The organism is Paraburkholderia sp. 22099, from assembly GCF_052045835.1.
Lineage (GTDB): Bacteria > Pseudomonadota > Gammaproteobacteria > Burkholderiales > Burkholderiaceae > Paraburkholderia > Paraburkholderia terricola.
Map to the genome: position 1 here is coordinate 1 of NZ_JBQEPU010000004.1, position 15,737 is coordinate 15,737.

The following is a 15,737-nucleotide window of genomic DNA, read 5'->3' on the forward strand; positions in this document are numbered from 1 at the left end:
AACTCACGTTGCTGTTGGTGGTGGACAGGCCCGTGGACAACGAACTCACGCCAGTGGACAGCGAGCTTGCCGTGGTCGAAGTCGAGGTCGACAGCGACGCCACGTTGCTGTCCGTGGTGCTCAGGCCCGTGGACAGCGAGGCGACGTTGCTGTTCGTGGTGCTCAGCCCTGTGGATAGCGAACTCGCCGTGGTCGAGGTCGAGGTCGACAACGACGCCACGTTGCTGTCCGTGGTGGAAAGACCCGTGGACAGCGAACTGATGCCCGTCGATGCCGACGTCGACAGCGAGGTCACATTGCTGTTCGTCGTGGACAGGCCGGTCGAGAGTGAACTCGCCGTTGTCGAGGTCGAGGTCGACAGCGACGCCACGTTGCTGTCGGTCGTGCTCAGCCCCGTGGAAAGCGAACTGACGCCAGTGGACAGGGAACCGACGCTCGTCGAGATCGAGCCGGTGACGGTCGACAGCGAGGTCACGTTGCTGTTCGTCGTGCTCAGCCCCGTAGACAGCGAACTGATGCCGGTGGAAGCGGAAGTCGACAGCGTATCGATTGCCTGGTTCGTCGCATACAGTTGCGAGCCGTTGACCGCGTCCGTGCTCGTATCGCTGAGCTGCCCCGCCGCCACGTTCGTGACCTGCCGCTCCGCGCCCGGCGCGCCGACGCTCACCACGCTCGTCGGGCTCGCGCCCGCGAAGCTGTACGCCTTGCCGCCGATCGTCGCGCCCGAGGTCGGATTGGCCGCCGCCGTCACCGAGCCCGAGCCCAGCGCCACGTCGCCGGCATTTGTCGTCGTTGCATTTGCACCGAGCGCGACAGAATTCGCGGCTGCTCCGCTTGCCGCGTCACCCAAGGCCACCGCACTTGCGCCCGCTGCCGTGGCGTTCGTGCCGATAGCAATTGCGTTCGTGCCCGTCGCGCCATCGTTCGCGTAATTTCCTTGCTGCGTGCCGTTATCGTTCACGCTCACGTAGTGTGTGCGTGTCGTGGAAACGACCGTGCTGAGCGACGACACATCGCTGTTCGTCGTGGACAGCCCCGTCGATAGGGAACCAACCCCCGTGCTCAAGGAGGCGATGCCGCTTTGAGCCGTGGACAAGCCGGTCGAAGTCGAAACGCTGAGTGACGAAATTCCCGTCGATGCCGAGGTACTGAGCGACGATACGCCCGTCGATAGCGAGCTTACGGCAGACGAGGTCGAGGTGGACAGAGAAGCGACGTTACTGACCGTGGTGGATAGTCCGGTGCTCAGACTGGAAATGCCGGTCGATGCGGAAGTCGAGAGACTCGAAACGCCGGTACTCAGCGACGAAATGCCGGTTGACGCGGAAGTCGAAAGGGCATTTACCGCAAGATTCGTTGCGTTGAGTTGCGAACCATTAATGGCATCCGTGCTTGTTGCGCTGATGCGGCCAGCGGCCACATTCGTGATCTGACGTTCCTTGCCCGCGCTACCGACGCTTACCACGCTGGTCGGCGCCGTTCCTGCGAACGCATACGTCACACCGCCGATTACCGCACTTGTTGTCGGGTTGGCGGCCGCCGTGACCGAACCGTTTCCTAGTGCGACGCTATCGGCGTTTGCGGCAGTCGCGGCGTTACCAAATGCCATCGAATTCGCGGCTGATGCAACTGCGCTCGTGCCAATTGCAACCGAATTTCCTCCCACTGCAGAAGCGGCATTGCCTAGAGCGATGTCATTGACGATCGTCGTGCTGCCGCTCACGCCGGCTACCGCACTCGATCCGCCCGCAAATGAATTTGTGCCATAGGCAGTCGAATTCAAACCGTTCGTCAGCGAACGATCACCGATCGCCTTAGAGCCGCCCCCAACCGCCGTTGCAAAATCACCGCTAGCGCTGGCACCCGTGCCGACGACCACCGCGTTCACTCCGGAAGATTGGGCAGCGTTCCCAATTGCAATCGAACTTGTGTTACTCCCAACGGCGGAACTGCCGATTGCCATTGCACCGGAGCCGGTTGCTTTCGAATACGAGCCGATAGCCGTGCCGTTTGCACCGGAGGCGAGAGCGGTGGTTCCGAAGGCAGACGAATTTTGTCCGCTGGCCGACGCCGCTGCGCCGAGTGCCATACTCGCGGTTCCACTTGCAATCGCCGTATGACCGAGCGCGATGGCATTTGTGTTCGATGCCGTCGAATCAGAGGCGAGAGCAATCGAATATCCGCCGGTTGCTGAAGCGGCATTTCCGAGCGCAACGTCATTGACGATTGTCGTGCTGCCCGCGATGCCAGCTATTGCGTTCGTGCCGCCCGCGAAAGAGTTCACGCCGTTCGAACTCGCGCCGAAACCAGCAGCCATGGAACCATTGCCAGAAGCAGTAGCTGTTTCACCCAACGCAGCCGAATCGTCACCCACGGCGTTTGCGAATTTACCTACCGCCGTGCTTTTTAATCCGTTGCCATACGCATTAGCGCCAACGGCTGTCGCATAGTCAGCGCTTGCGGACGCGCCTGCGCCGACGACCGTCGAAGCGCTCCCTGCCGCTGTCGAATAAATGCCAAAAGCAGCTCCGTTCGAGGCGGAAGATGTAGCATGCGCACCGAATGCAGCGGAACCTGACCCGCCTGACGCAACAGAGGCGATACCTATCGCTAAAGCATTACCGCCGGATGCGGTTCCGAGCATCGCAGCCGAATTGAGGCCCGATACGAGGGAGCCGTTGCCTACCGCAACGGAACCGCCGCCCGAAGCGGTTGCCTGTACTCCGAACGCGCTACTAGCAACACCGCTCGCTTGCGCGAGGTGTCCTACTGCAAGAGCATCAACATCCGTAGCAGCAGCACCGGAACCAACCGCGATTGCGCCGCTACTGTTTGCGCCCGCAGCCGCTCCGACCGCGACGGAATTCCCCCCCGTAGCGCCAGCTCTAGTCCCAACTGCAACATCGTTGACGAGTGTGGTGCTGGCAGCTGCTACGCCCGCTACGGAACTCCCACCGACTGCGACAGCGCCACTTCCCAATGCTTGTGCCCCACTGCCCGCAGAGAAAGAACCTGCTCCAGAAGCCCGCGCCCCCGCACCGAACGCGGAAGCCGCTTGCGCTGACGCTGTCGCAGATAAGCCAACTGCTGTCGCATTTACGCCTGATGCAGTGCTGTTGCCCCCCACAGCGGTTGCGCCCGAAACCGATGCTGTCACGTTACAGCCGAGCGCCACGTCCATCAGGTTCGCGCCGAAAGATGCATTCGTACACCCGGTGCCCTGATAAACGGCGTTCTGCGCATACGCCTCGTCGGGCGCACTCAACCCGGCGGCAACGGCGACTGCCGCGACGGTTATCACACGGAGTGCCGGCATGCCGTCCAAGAAGCCATCCACGATGCCGGCACCCATGGCACCGATACTTGTACCCGGTGAACTGGTGACGACACTGCCGCCACTTTTGCCGCGCGCTGAGTCTAATTCAGACACAGCGACCCACGCGCCGAGAGCATCATTCCATATGGATCGATAGTTTTTATTCATTCTCTGATTCCTGTTGACGAAAATTGCGCGCGAACAGCAATGCGCCCCGGTTCTCTCCCCTGTACCCACGTCGCGCCAGCCGCTTTCGCTGAAGCGAATTGCGATTCCGACTGCACGCCCTCAACGACAACCGTATCGGCAATCGAAGCCGCCATCGAAACAATCCGCTTCAATCTGGCCTGTGCGGAAGCGTTGCCGTCGGCGGCGGTAACAAACGAGGCGTCGATTTTGATGATGTCGGGCGAACGAATTTCCATTGCCGTATCGACGCCATATCCGGCTCCGAAATCGTCTATCGCGACAAGACAGCCCGTCGCGCGCAATCGGTCGGCGAACACCCGCGCGCGGCCGCGCGCGACGGGTTCTGTTTCGGTAATCTCAACGACAAGCCGCGCGGCGATCGAAGGCTCGAAAGCGAGGCAGAGAAGCGCCGCTTCCCATATCACGTCCAATACGGCGCTGCGGCCCGAAATGTTCACGCCCAGGCGAATAGCCGCGGTTGACCGCAGCAGACCGATCACACGCCGCACGACGTAACGGTCGTACGCACGAATCAGATCGAGCCTCTGCAATGCCGGCACAAAGGTCATGGGATCAATACGTCTACCTGTTGCATCGGTAACGTCAGTCAGGCATTCGTGGTAGAGCACCACGCTGCCGTCGACCGCGGAACAGACCGGTTCGAACCTCAATCTCACCCGGTCTTCTCGCATTGCGGCGAACACCGCTTCTGCCACTTCCGTGTCGGTCATTGCCCCCTCCGATTTATCCGACGCCACTCGTCCGCCTGCACTCACGGATGCTGTCAAAGCTCTTCTTCGGGGCGGACAAAAGGGAACCCTTGTGCCAAATTGCTAAAAAACTTGTTTCAAGACGTGAAAGCCATACTGGGCCGGGAAAGGAAACAGTGAGAAAGGACCGGACAAAAGGGTTCCTTTTTGTCTAGTAGAATGCGACCAATCTTGCGATGTCTGACACTTTGCAATTCATGCCGCAAGCCAGAGACAGTCGACCTTCGAAACAAAAAACCGGTCGCTAGCAACCAATACAGTCGAGTTCCAGGAGCACGCTTTCCTTTTCGATAGGCGAAACGAAAACGGCTCATGGACAGCAAGCCCGAAACGCCTCCGAATGGCACGGATGCAACGCCACTCATGGTGTCGCCCACAGCACTCCCGGACTTATGCCGTACTGCATGCTTCTTTTTTTTCTTGATTGCGTAACCGCTCAACGGAACGGCAGCGGCTCACGTTCCTGCTCTGAAAGTGATTTTTTTTACTATCCGTACAATGTGCCGCCCAACACGAGGAGTCTTCTGTGAAAGTCGGATACGCGCGTGTTTCGACGGAAGAACAGAACCTGGCGCTCCAGAAAGACGCGCTAATGCGCGCCGGATGCGACAAGCTCTTCGCGGATCAGGGGATATCAGGCGCACAATTTTGCAGGCCGGGGCTGAACAAGGCACTGGCCACGATGTCTGCGGGAGATACGCTGGTGGTATGGCGGCTCGACCGTTTGGGGCGATCGCTCGGCAAGCTCATCGATCTGATTGGACAATTGGGGAAACGAAAAATCGGCTTCATCTCCCTGAACGAATCGATCGATACGACATCCGCAGGCGGAGTGCTTATGTTTCACATGATGGCCGCGCTCTCCGAATTCGAGCGGCGCCTGATCAGCGAGCGCACGCGCGCGGGAATGGAAGCAGCGCGGGCGCACGGCAAGAACTTCGGTCGCAAGCCATCGCTTACGCCGGCGCAACGTAGTCAGGCCGTGGCATTGTTCGAGACGACGCCCATTAGCGAAATCGCGCGGAAGTTCAACGTGCATCCCCGCACCGTCAAGCGAGCCATAGAAACCAGCTCGGCGAGCGCCCCGAAGTCGCAATGCAACAATTAGGCCGTGGTGAACTTTTTGAAAACGATCGACAGGCGCCGATCGCAATGAGAAGTGAGAAAGCAGATCGACCGTTTACAAGCACGAACGGTGCATGGAAGATTGATTTTTTTCTGGAGATAGGTCGATGAGCTCGTCCACGGTTTTGAGTTACTTCGTTGAGCGTTCGCCGCACAGCTACGCAAATCACCGGGAATACGCGTTAGCCAACGGATACCGCCATGAAGTCGTGGACGCCAGCGAGGGCCCCAGGGGCCCGCAAGTTCAGGCGTTGCACAAATACGAGGCATTGCTCGAAGCCTTGCTGCGTGTAGAAGATGGTCACTTCGTTTTGCTTCTCACCGAAAACGCCGCAATCGTCGACCCGGCGCCACTCGCGAATTTGATGAATGAGCGAGAGTACCTGCTTGTGAGTACATCAAGCGCATTGCCGCAGACCGACGTGCAAATCTGGCGCAGTAGTACGTGTTCGCGCGCTACGGTCCACGATCTCGTCAAGCAGTGCAAGCTTGGGGGAACGCCGTTTCCGGGGGAGGCCGAGGTGCTGGCTACCCACGCGTTCCAACCTTGGCACTCGCTCGTCAATGGAATGTGTCCGGTCATGCACACGGGTCCGAACGTCGACCCGCGCTGGAGTCTTGCCCCAACTTTTGCCATCAGCATCGACAAATCAACCCATTCGCCGGTTGAAATGGGCATCGTGCCGGACTTTCGCAATGCGCTCTTTCGGCATGTGAACCATTGCAAGCAACGTGGCAAGCGCTTTTTTTCCTTTGCCGATTCGCGTGCCGAAAGTCAGGGCACGCGGAGTTCGTTCAACCCCGGAAAGTCAATCGCGTTTGTCACGCTCTATACGCCGGAAATAGCGGCGTATGGTCGCATCGCCGAGCGCAATTTCAGGGAATATTGTGACCGGCACGACCATACGCTGTACGTGCACCGCGAGATTCCGCCAGAAGTCGGACTGCGCGGCACAGGGAACTGGCTCAAGCCGTGGCTGCTGCATGCCTATTTGAACGATCACGACTGGATCGTCTGGCTCGACGCGGACGTTCTCTTTACCGACATGGCACGCCGTATCGAGCCGCTTCTGGAGCGTCGCGACCGGCTGTTGGCACGCGACGTCGGGCAGTGGCCATTCAACTCCGGCGTCATGGGTTTTCGCAAGACAGAAGCCAACGCCTCGATGCTCTACGGTCTGATGCAACGCATTGCCGGCCTCGCCGACCGCTCAACGGTTTATGCCGGCAACGGAGACCAGTTTCATTTCATCAACGCACTCAATGAACACGGCCTGCTTGCGGAGGCGGAGATCCTCAACCCGATGATTATCAACACGCCCTGGTTTCTGCGCCGTCCAGACAGCTTTGTCGTGCATTACCTCGGCATGTGGACTGAGATGCGGGCACTCATGATGGACCGCGATGAACGAGAGCGTATCGCCGGCACCGAAAAAAGTGATGACGACCTCGCACTTTCGGTGGAGCACATCCTATAGTGCCGCCCGGCAACTGCGCGGCATGTGCCGACAGTTCAGCCAGTTGCTGCGCCAGGGTTACCCTGGCGCTCCGTCAAATACGCTCTCTCTCGAGCTTTTCCAAACGATAACCGTAGCCGTAGATGGGCATGATGCAATAGCCGTTTTCGGGCCTCAGACGAAGCTTCACTCGTACCGCGGACATGTGAGTATCTAGCGTACGAGTCGGAATGTCCGCCGAGTGTTTCCAGATCGTCTCCAGAATATGCGCGCGGGAGAGGGGTCTCGCCAGGTTACGGAACAACAGAAGCGCCAGTTGGAATTCCTTTTGCGACAATGCAATTTGCTCGTCGCTCAAAAATACCCGCCCAGCCTGCGGTTCGAAAAGATAGTCGCCAAATTGCTGAGTGGCGGCAGCCGCATCCTGCCGATAGATTCGTTGCAAAAGCCGGTTGACGCGAGCGAGCAGAATGGGTGGGGGAACAGGCTTGACCAGGTAGTCGTCCGCTCCGGCATTGAGTGCATCAACAATGTCTGATTCGCGCCCCCGACACGTCATGAATAAAACCGGCAGATTGGCGTCGTAATTTTCGCGGATCCACGCAAGCACAACGTCGCCCCGCACGTCCCCGACATTCCAGTCGAGCGACACAAGATCGAACGTCTCTCGCTGCATTTTACGAATGAGCGCACGTCCCTCTTTGAATAGATAGCAAGTGTGCCCGGCCTGCGTCAAAACTGCATTAATGAACTCCGACTGCTCTGGGTCGTCCTCAAGAATGGCGATGCGCATGAAAAAATCCTGACATTGGATAATAGGAAGTCACATCTCCTATCAGGAAATGACTTCCCTCTGCTCTCATATTGGAGCTACGGCGATTTAATAGACGGCCGCATTCCTCCTTGAGGAGGATCGCCAAATGTCTAAAGAGCCGGTACTTTTGCTATTGATCACATGTTTCATTCGATCAGCTTCAATCGACTAACGCATTGCAGTCATCAGATGATCTGCCGCTGCAAGCGTTCTTCCTTCCAAACTTGCCAGCATTGACGGCCTCCTAGGCCGCTGCGGGTTACATTTTTTAACATTCTAGCAGCACATCTTTCAACTGTCATACGATGTCACATTAATTATCATTAATCGTAATTGGGGCAGATACAAATCGTATTGCGTTGCTTCAAGGTCCGGGGCACCTAGCCTCTGAAGAGAGCAACGCACTTCTTCTCGCGACAGCCGCTATCAATTCGAGTTGGGAGCACGTGCCGCGGTGAGAGCTTCGCGCCGTCTCTTCCTCGGTGAACCTCTACCCGGCTTAGGTTGTTGCTAATGCGGCCCATGGGTTTCGTTCGTACAGAGGTGTAATTGAAACTCAATAGCGCTCTGTCACTCGCCGTCGCGTGCTACGCGCGCGATACCAAAGTTGAGTCCGAAGCCGAAAGTGCGGCCGCGATCGCAGCATCAGCGTTAATCGAGGGTGCCCGCTCTGCCTTGTTTAGATAGCGCCGAAGCGTTCGAGGGTGAACGCTGAAGCTCTTCGCGACGAACGCCTGGGAATGATGCTTCAGCATACTGCGCGCCTGTTCGCACTGGTGAGTGCTTAACGCACCCGGTCGCCCGATACTGCTGCCGCGTTCGCGTGCCGCGGCCATTCCGGCACGCGTACGTTCGCCAATAAGGCCACGCTCGAATTCCGCAATCGCCGCCAGCATGTGAAAGGTAAAGCGTCCGCTCGACGAGCGCGTGTCGATGTATTCCGTGAGCGAAACGACGCGCACCTTTCTCTTGTCGAGGTCACCGATAATGCTGGCGAGATGTCGCAAGGACCGCCCCAACCGGTCCAGCCGCCAGACAACCAACGTGCCGCCCTGCTGGACCGCCTCCAATGCCTGCTTCAAACCGGGCCGGTCGAAACGCGCGCCCGATAAGCCCTTGTCTGAAAAGATGTGGCTACAGCCGTAACTCTCCAGCGCCTTCAACTGCATATCGAGGTGTTGCTCGTCGGTTGACACACGTGCGTACCCGACCTTGATCTTCTCGAATGGCATTTCTTTCCCCGTAAAGCCTGTTGCTATCTTTTCCGCTTGCGAAACGTTATCGACGAAGTCGTGGTGTCTGGCGACTCGCGATGTACGGATACACGATCACGAAGAACCCCTTTCGCGGAGTCGAGGCGGTAACGAGTACCTGTATCGCAGGCTCATTCGACGTCATGTTCATCGCGCTACCGCCGGTCCTTTCACCGAGACTGGAACGGATTGTGTGGCACCCGGAATAAAGACAATGTCAGAGAAGGTCATGGTCGTACGGCATTTTTTTCGAATTTTTCGGCTAATTTGATAAATGAAATTTTCATATTTTCACGGCTATCATCGTTTTGCATGGAGCGGACGCGGCGATAGTTGTGCATGTCGCGAGTGAGCCGTTACGCGCCGCGGCAGGCACACATTTCCGGTAATGCACAAGGAAGAAAGCCACGTGAGCTTCAAGCAGCCCGGAGAGATGTTCGTCGACGTGGTAATCGATAGCGTTTTACGCTTCGACCATTCGCCGTGTCGCCCGCGCTCACTTCCTTCCTGACAGTCCCTGACCATTGCCATTTATGAACTATCGGAAAATCCGTACCAGGTTGGGTGGCCGCATCATCATCGCGGCAACGTTTACTGAGAACTTAAATAAGAACCGTCCAGGCTAACGATTGGCATTGGATGTCGATATACGTCCCGGTCTGTCGAGGAACCATCGCTCATGCACATCGCCATTTTTAATAATGATCCGGCCGAATTGCGTTTCGTAACCGACACGCTCATGTCAGCCGGTTATAGCTGTCAAACCTTTTCGGAAGTGAGATCGCTGCTTCACGCTTTGCAGCACGGGACTTTTGATCTTGCGATCTTCCGTTGGGACGCTGATATAGAAGTGGTCGCCATGCTCGCAGGCATTCGCCATCATTGCGACACGGAGCTCCCGATACTGGTTATCTCATGTCATTTGCGCGAGCGTGATGTCGTCGACGCGCTGAACGCCGGCGCCGACGACTTTCTCGTTCAACCCATCGCCGCTCCGATTCTCCTCGCCCGAATCACCACGCTGCTACGCCGCTGCGGTCAGCGCGCATCGGCCGTCGCCAGGCAGCAGCAGTTCGGCGAATATCGCTTCGATCTCCAGGAAGGCCGCGTATCCTGGCGGGGCGAGCGCATCGCTCTTTCACAGAAGGAATTCCGGGTCGCCTTGCTGCTATTTCAGAATCTCGGCCGGCCGCTTTCTCGTGCCAGTCTCATCGAGAGCGTGTGGCGACATTCGGCAGACGTGCCCTCCCGCACGCTCGATACACACGTTTCCTCGGTGCGGACGAAACTGCATCTGCGTGCGGAGAACGGATATGTGCTTATTTCGATCTACCGCTATGGGTATTGTCTTCAGGCGGCCGCGGAGGGTGCGCAACGATCGTCGGTTCATAGCGGCCAATGCGGAACGCGCGCTAACGGAGAACATCTTGCGGAAGTCGCCGCCGCATAAACCTGGTTCTGTCGCGATGTGGAGAGAACCAGGCGGACGAATCAATTGCTCGCAATGCCGTAGCGTGACCCTATACGTGAGCGCTTGAAGAGTAGGCGCCCTCCTTTCGTATGACGTAGGTTGGATTGCGCAGGAAACTGCCATCTCATCGCAATCTCGTGCAGGTGCAAATTCAGGCGTATGATACTGTATGCATATACAGTGTTCACGCTCATGTCGTCTGTCACCCTCCCTACCGCCGATATCCACCTATCGCTCTGGCACGCAACCCGGCTTGCCCGCGTGAACAGCGCACTATCGGCACCGGCTCTCCACCGTAACCGCGCTGCTCAAAAAGAGCAGCGCGGGTTCCCGCACGGCCTGTCCGGATGACGCGCAATGGACACGACTTTCACCGCGCTACCGGCCTACGCCGAGCTGTTCTGCTTTTCGAACTTCACGTTCCTGCACGGCGCCTCGCATGCGGAAGAACTCGCCGCACGCGCGTCGCAACTCGGTTATGCGGGGCTCGCCGTCACCGATGAATGCTCGCTTGCGGGCGTCGTGCGCGCGCACGTCGCGGCGAAGGAAATCGGGTTGCCGCTCATCATCGGTTCGTATTTTCAACTGCGCAATGCCGACGGATCACCGGCGTTCGGTTTGATCCTGCTCGCGCAGAATCGCGAGGGCTACGGCAACCTGTCCGAATTGATTACGCTCGCGCGCACGCGCGCGCCGAAGGGCGAATATCGTCTGACGCCGCACGATCTGTCGCGCCCCGATCGCGACTACGCGCATTTGCGCGGCATGCCCGATTGCCTGGCGATCCTGGTGCCCGAATTTCCGGCAAAAGAAGAAACGCTCGAAGCGCAACTCGAATGGCTCGACGACACGTTTCCCGCGCGCGCGTGGTGCGGCCTCGTGCTGCATCAGCGGGCAATGGACGACATCCATCGCGGCGCCGTCGAATACACCGCTGAGAGGCATGGCATACCGGTCGTCGCGCTCGGCCACGTGGTGATGCACGTGCGCTCGCGCAAACCGTTGCAGGACACGTTGACGGCCATCCGCGTCGGCAGGCCGGTGCATGAATGCGGCTACGACCTCGCGCCGAACGCGGAGCAGCATCTTCGCTCGCGGCTGCGGCTCGCGAACCTCTATCCGGAATACGCGCTTCGCGAGACCACGAACATCCTCGCGCACTGCACGTTCTCGCTGGATGAACTCCGGTACGAGTATCCCGATGAACTGGTGCCGAAAGGCTTCACGCCGGCGACTTATCTGCGGCAGGAGACGTACATCGGCGCGCAGCGACGCTTCCCGTCAGGCATTCCGTGCAACGTTCAGACGCAGATCGAACACGAACTCGAACTGATTGCGGACCTGCAATACGAGCCGTACTTTCTCACCGTTTACGACATCGTGCGGTTTGCGCGCAGCCAGCACATTCTCTGTCAAGGCCGCGGCTCGGCCGCCAATTCGGCGGTCTGCTATTGCCTGGGTATTACGGAGGTCGACCCTGCGCGCGGCAACATGCTGTTCGAGCGTTTCATCTCCAGGGAGCGCGGCGAGCCGCCCGACATCGACGTCGACTTCGAACACCAGCGGCGTGAAGAGGTGATCCAGTACATCTACTGCAAATACGGCCGCGACCGTGCAGCGATTGCCGCGGCCGTCTCCACCTATCGTGCGCGCGGCGTGCTGCGCGAAACCGGCAAGGCGCTCGGTGTCGACATGCAGATAGTCGATGCGGTGGCGAAGTCGCATCACTGGTTCGATAACAGCGCGGACCTGCTCAAGCGCTTCGAGGAATCGGGGCTGAATTCGCAGACGCCCATCATCCAGGCGTGGGCGTCGCTGGCCGCGCAACTGTATGGCTTTCCCCGGCACCTGTCGCAGCACTCGGGCGGCTTTGTCATCAGCAGGGGAAAACTCACGCGCCTCGTGCCTGTTGAAAACGCCGCCATGCCGGAGCGCAGCGTTATCCAGTGGGACAAGGACGACCTGGAGTCGCTGGGGCTGCTCAAGATCGACGTGCTCGCGCTCGGCATGCTGTCCGCTATCCGCCGCGCCCTGGACCTCGTGTCGGCGCAGCGCGGCGAGCGCTTCGAGATGCAGGACATTCCGGCGGAAGACGCCGCGACCTACGAGATGATTTCGCGCGCGGACACCGTGGGCGTGTTCCAGATCGAATCGCGCGCGCAGATGTCGATGCTGCCACGGCTGAAACCACGCATCTTCTACGACCTCGTTATCGAGGTCGCCATCGTCCGCCCCGGACCGATTCAGGGCGGCGCCGTCCATCCGTACCTGCAACGCCGGCAGGGATTCGAGCCGGAGACTTACCCCAGCGAGGCGCTGAAAGCCGCATTGGGCCGCACGCTTGGCGTGCCGATTTTCCAGGAGCAGGTCATGCAGGTCGCCATCCTGGCGGCGGGCTTCTCGGCCGGCGAAGCGGACCAGTTGCGAAGAGCAATGGCGGCATGGAAGCGCAAAGGCGGCCTTCAGAAATACTACGACCGCATCGTCAACGGCATGCTCGAACGTGGGTACGACAGGGCATTCGCGGACGGCATCTTTCAGCAGATTCTCGGTTTCGGCGAGTATGGCTTTCCGGAAAGTCATGCGGCCAGCTTCGCGCTGCTCGTGTACACAAGCAGTTGGCTGAAGTGTCATGAGCCGGAAGCGTTTCTCGCCGCAATGCTCAACAGCCAGCCGATGGGCTTCTATTCGCCGTCGCAACTCGTTCAGGATGCGAAGCGCCACGGCGTTCAGGTGCTGCCGGTGGATGTCACGATAAGCGGCTGGGATTCGTCGCTCGAACAGATCGACGGTGCGGCGCGGCCTGCTGTCAGACTGGGTTTGTCGCTGCTTCGAGGCATGCGCGACGGCACCGCCGAACGTATCGAGAATGCGCGAGCCGTGCGTCGATTCACGGCCGTGTCCGACCTCGCGCGGCGCGCGCAACTGGACCGTCGCGACCTGCAGGTGCTGGCCGCGGCCAACGCCCTGTCCTCGCTTGCCGGCAACCGGCGCGAGGCGCTGTGGCAGTCGGTCGCGTCCATACCTGACAAGGACATGCTCTCGATCGCGAAAGTCGAAGACGAAACGCCTGAACTGGGCGCGCCGTCCGAGGCGGACGATATCGTCGGCGACTACCGGTCGATGGGACTGACACTGGGCCGGCATCCCCTCGCGCTACTGCGCCGACATTTGCTGGCCGGCAAATGGATGCCGGCATCCACGTTGCAGACCTACCGCAACGGCCGCCTCGCGCGCGGCTGCGGCATTGTTACGGTGCGCCAACGGCCCGATACCGCGAAGGGCGTCATCTTCATCACCATCGAGGACGAGACCGGCAATGTGAACGTCATCATCTGGCCCAAGGTGCTCGAACAGCAGCGCCGGGAGGTGCTTGGCGCGTCGTTACTCGGCGTGCTCGGGGTGTGGCAGTGCGAAGGCGAGGTGCGCCATCTGGTGGCGCATCGTCTTGTCGATATGTCGCATCTGCTGGGCGGGCTGGTGACGGCGAGCAGGAATTTTTGTTGAGTCATTCACGTTGAAGCGTCACGAAGTGCGTCTCGCAGCGACGCGTGATGCGCCGAGGATTCCGTTTGGCTAAACGCGCTGCGGGAGGGCCGCGGCAAAAAAGTCCGTCACGCGGCGCACGCGTGCCGGTACAAACCGACGCCTTGGCCAGATGACGCTGATGTCTCTCACGTCGCCTATAAAGTCCTCGAGAACGGCGATCACGTCCGGATGCCGGAGTTCGTCGGCAAGCGACACTCGGGCAAAGAGGCCGATTCCAACGCCGTCCAGCACACCCGCCCGAATCGTTTCGACGCTGTTAGACGAAAGATTGCCGCGAACCGCCACGCTGAATGGACCGTCCGGCCCAACGAACGGCCAGTTCGCCGACTCCGTCAGACCGGCATATAAAAGGCAGTTGTGGTCGACGAGCTCGGCGGGTGTCCTCGGTATGCCGTGTTGCTCGAAGTAGCGACGCGATCCGACGCACACAAGCGGCGTACTCGCCACGCGCCTGACGACCGCGTCAGGATCGTTGACGGGGCCTACCCGGATCGCGAGATCGATCCGGTCTTCCACCATGTCGCGCACGAGGTCCGAAAGAACAAGATCGACCTGAAGGCCGGGATTGAGCGACAACAACTCAGGGATGAGCGGCAAGACGTGAAGGAGACCGAACGTGGACGCTACGGCGATCCTGATCAAACCGGAGACATCGAGCGTGCTGCTCGTCAGTTCGCTGTCGGCTTCATCCATCTCATCGACAAGCGGCCTGGTCCGATCGTAGTACCGCTGCCCCTGATCCGTGAGGGTCACGTTGCGCGTGCTCCGGTTGAACAACAGCACGCCAAGGCGCTTCTCCAGCGTCCCGATGGCCTTGCTGATGGCGGATTGCGATTCTCCCGTTCTACGCGCCGCAGCCGAAAAGCCACCCGCCTCGGCCACGGCGATGAAGGCGTTCAATTCGTGAAACCGATCCATTGCCGTCGCCTCCGAGCACTCCAGCTATTCCCCGAGAGAATAGATCTTATGAAAAATCTCCGCATTATCATTCCCGCCGGCCGCAATTACCATCGTTCTGTCATTCACGAACAGATAGAAGGTTTCGATGTCCACTCTCGCAGGCAAGACCGCCGTCATTAGCGGCGCAACGACCGGTATCGGTTTGGCGATCGCCCAACGCCTGGTCGCCGAAGGCGCGCATGTCTTTATCTTTGGTCGCCGGCAGGCGCAGCTCGACGAAGCCGCCCGACTGATCGGCCGCAACGTCACCGCTATCCAGGCTGACGCGGCGAACCTCGATGATCTCGACCGCGTCGCTGCAACAGTCAGGGAAGTAAAAGGTGTCGTCGACATCGTCGTGTCGAACGCGGGCTTTACGGAGCAGGCTTCGATCGACACCCTCACGCCCGAGCATTTCGACAAGGCCTTCAACCTCATGGCTCGCGGCCCCGTCTTTCTGGTTCAGAAGCTGTTGCCGCTGATGACAGCGGGCGGATCGATCGTTCTGGTCTCCTCGGCCATGCACGGCATGGGCATTCCCGGCCATACGGCCTACGCGGCGACCAAGGCGGCGCTACGTTCCTATGCCCGCACGTGGGCCGCGGAATTCAAGGATCGCGGCATTCGCGTCAACCTGCTCAGCCCTGGCGTCACCGATACTCCCATTCTCGATTCTCAATCGGCGACGCGCGAGGAACTGGTGAACATGTACCAGAGCATGATCCCGATCGGTCGACTCGCGCGGGCCGAGGAAATTGCTAATGCGGCGCTCTTCCTCGCGTCCGACCAGAGTTCCTATGTGACGGGTGCGGATTTGATGGCCGATGGTGGTGTCGGTCAGGTCTGAGAAGCGA

11 protein-coding genes and 1 pseudogene are annotated in these 15,737 nt (G+C 59.5%); 6 read left to right on the forward strand and 6 right to left on the reverse strand.

Annotation, left to right across the window (positions count from 1 at the left end; translation table 11 throughout):
• Positions 1-2,089: beta strand repeat-containing protein (locus ACTJLC_RS05295; RefSeq protein ID WP_440843322.1), on the reverse strand; the 2,089-nt coding region annotated here is incomplete at its 3' end.
• Between the two features lie 40 nt (positions 2,090-2,129).
• Between ACTJLC_RS05295 and ACTJLC_RS05300 the strand changes: the two genes are divergently transcribed.
• Entirely contained in the window at positions 2,130-2,450 is a 321-nt protein-coding gene (locus ACTJLC_RS05300) for a hypothetical protein (RefSeq protein WP_310117676.1), read from the forward strand.
• A gap of 233 nt (positions 2,451-2,683) precedes the next feature.
• Here the strand turns inward: ACTJLC_RS05300 and ACTJLC_RS05305 are convergent.
• Together ACTJLC_RS05305 and ACTJLC_RS05310 are read right to left on the reverse strand one after the other, a co-directional pair.
• A pseudogene (locus tag ACTJLC_RS05305) lies at positions 2,684-3,484 on the reverse strand (ESPR-type extended signal peptide-containing protein); the annotation flags it as partial.
• Complete coding sequence (locus ACTJLC_RS05310; RefSeq protein ID WP_073429177.1) at positions 3,481-4,236, reverse strand: EAL domain-containing protein; 756 nt, start codon at positions 4,234-4,236, stop codon at positions 3,481-3,483. The pseudogene ACTJLC_RS05305 and the gene ACTJLC_RS05310, both read right to left, overlap by 4 nt.
• A gap of 565 nt (positions 4,237-4,801) precedes the next feature.
• On the opposite strand from ACTJLC_RS05310, the gene ACTJLC_RS05315 reads away from it, so the two are divergent.
• Both ACTJLC_RS05315 and ACTJLC_RS05320 read left to right on the forward strand, forming a co-directional pair.
• On the forward strand, positions 4,802-5,383 hold the full coding sequence (locus ACTJLC_RS05315) for a recombinase family protein (protein ID WP_073429178.1): 582 nt from the start codon (positions 4,802-4,804) through the stop codon (positions 5,381-5,383).
• Positions 5,384-5,507: 124 nt separating this feature from the next.
• Entirely contained in the window at positions 5,508-6,878 is a 1,371-nt protein-coding gene (locus ACTJLC_RS05320) for a galactosyl transferase GMA12/MNN10 domain protein (RefSeq protein WP_154872690.1), read from the forward strand.
• Between the two features lie 73 nt (positions 6,879-6,951).
• On the opposite strand, the gene ACTJLC_RS05325 is transcribed toward ACTJLC_RS05320, so the two are convergent.
• Both ACTJLC_RS05325 and ACTJLC_RS05330 read right to left on the reverse strand, forming a co-directional pair.
• The gene (locus ACTJLC_RS05325; RefSeq protein WP_154872688.1) at positions 6,952-7,650 is read right to left on the reverse strand and encodes a response regulator transcription factor; all 699 of its coding nucleotides are present in this window, start codon (positions 7,648-7,650) and stop codon (positions 6,952-6,954) included.
• Between the two features lie 608 nt (positions 7,651-8,258).
• The gene (locus tag ACTJLC_RS05330; protein ID WP_154872686.1) at positions 8,259-8,903 is read right to left on the reverse strand and encodes a recombinase family protein; all 645 of its coding nucleotides are present in this window, start codon (positions 8,901-8,903) and stop codon (positions 8,259-8,261) included.
• Positions 8,904-9,603: 700 nt separating this feature from the next.
• Here ACTJLC_RS05330 and ACTJLC_RS05335 point away from each other — a divergent pair.
• On the forward strand, positions 9,604-10,374 hold the full coding sequence (locus tag ACTJLC_RS05335) for a response regulator transcription factor (protein WP_073429181.1): 771 nt from the start codon (positions 9,604-9,606) through the stop codon (positions 10,372-10,374).
• A gap of 378 nt (positions 10,375-10,752) precedes the next feature.
• Positions 10,753-13,902 (forward strand): error-prone DNA polymerase, encoded by a 3,150-nt coding sequence (locus ACTJLC_RS05340; RefSeq protein ID WP_310127982.1) that lies wholly within the window; start codon positions 10,753-10,755, stop codon positions 13,900-13,902.
• Between the two features lie 69 nt (positions 13,903-13,971).
• Here the strand turns inward: ACTJLC_RS05340 and ACTJLC_RS05345 are convergent, their stop codons facing one another.
• The gene (locus ACTJLC_RS05345) at positions 13,972-14,862 is read right to left on the reverse strand and encodes a LysR family transcriptional regulator (RefSeq protein WP_440843311.1); all 891 of its coding nucleotides are present in this window, start codon (positions 14,860-14,862) and stop codon (positions 13,972-13,974) included.
• A 127-nt stretch (positions 14,863-14,989) separates the two neighbouring features.
• Here ACTJLC_RS05345 and ACTJLC_RS05350 point away from each other — a divergent pair, with 127 nt between their 5' ends.
• Positions 14,990-15,730 (forward strand): SDR family NAD(P)-dependent oxidoreductase, encoded by a 741-nt coding sequence (locus ACTJLC_RS05350; protein WP_154872682.1) that lies wholly within the window; start codon positions 14,990-14,992, stop codon positions 15,728-15,730.
• Positions 15,731-15,737: the final 7 nt, after the last annotated feature.

Bases quoted from the DNA above. Each gene is read 5' to 3' on its own strand.
- ACTJLC_RS05340 (WP_310127982.1), top strand. From the start codon at position 10,753: ATGGACACGACTTTCACCGCGCTACCGGCCTACGCCGAGCTGTTCTGC.
- ACTJLC_RS05310 (WP_073429177.1), bottom strand. From the start codon at position 4,236: ATGACCGACACGGAAGTGGCAGAAGCGGTGTTCGCCGCAATGCGAGAA.
- ACTJLC_RS05300 (WP_310117676.1), top strand. From the start codon at position 2,130: ATGGCATTTGTGTTCGATGCCGTCGAATCAGAGGCGAGAGCAATCGAA.
- ACTJLC_RS05350 (WP_154872682.1), top strand. From the start codon at position 14,990: ATGTCCACTCTCGCAGGCAAGACCGCCGTCATTAGCGGCGCAACGACC.
- ACTJLC_RS05345 (WP_440843311.1), bottom strand. From the start codon at position 14,862: ATGGATCGGTTTCACGAATTGAACGCCTTCATCGCCGTGGCCGAGGCG.
- ACTJLC_RS05330 (WP_154872686.1), bottom strand. From the start codon at position 8,903: ATGCCATTCGAGAAGATCAAGGTCGGGTACGCACGTGTGTCAACCGAC.
- ACTJLC_RS05320 (WP_154872690.1), top strand. From the start codon at position 5,508: ATGAGCTCGTCCACGGTTTTGAGTTACTTCGTTGAGCGTTCGCCGCAC.
- ACTJLC_RS05325 (WP_154872688.1), bottom strand. From the start codon at position 7,650: ATGCGCATCGCCATTCTTGAGGACGACCCAGAGCAGTCGGAGTTCATT.
- ACTJLC_RS05335 (WP_073429181.1), top strand. From the start codon at position 9,604: ATGCACATCGCCATTTTTAATAATGATCCGGCCGAATTGCGTTTCGTA.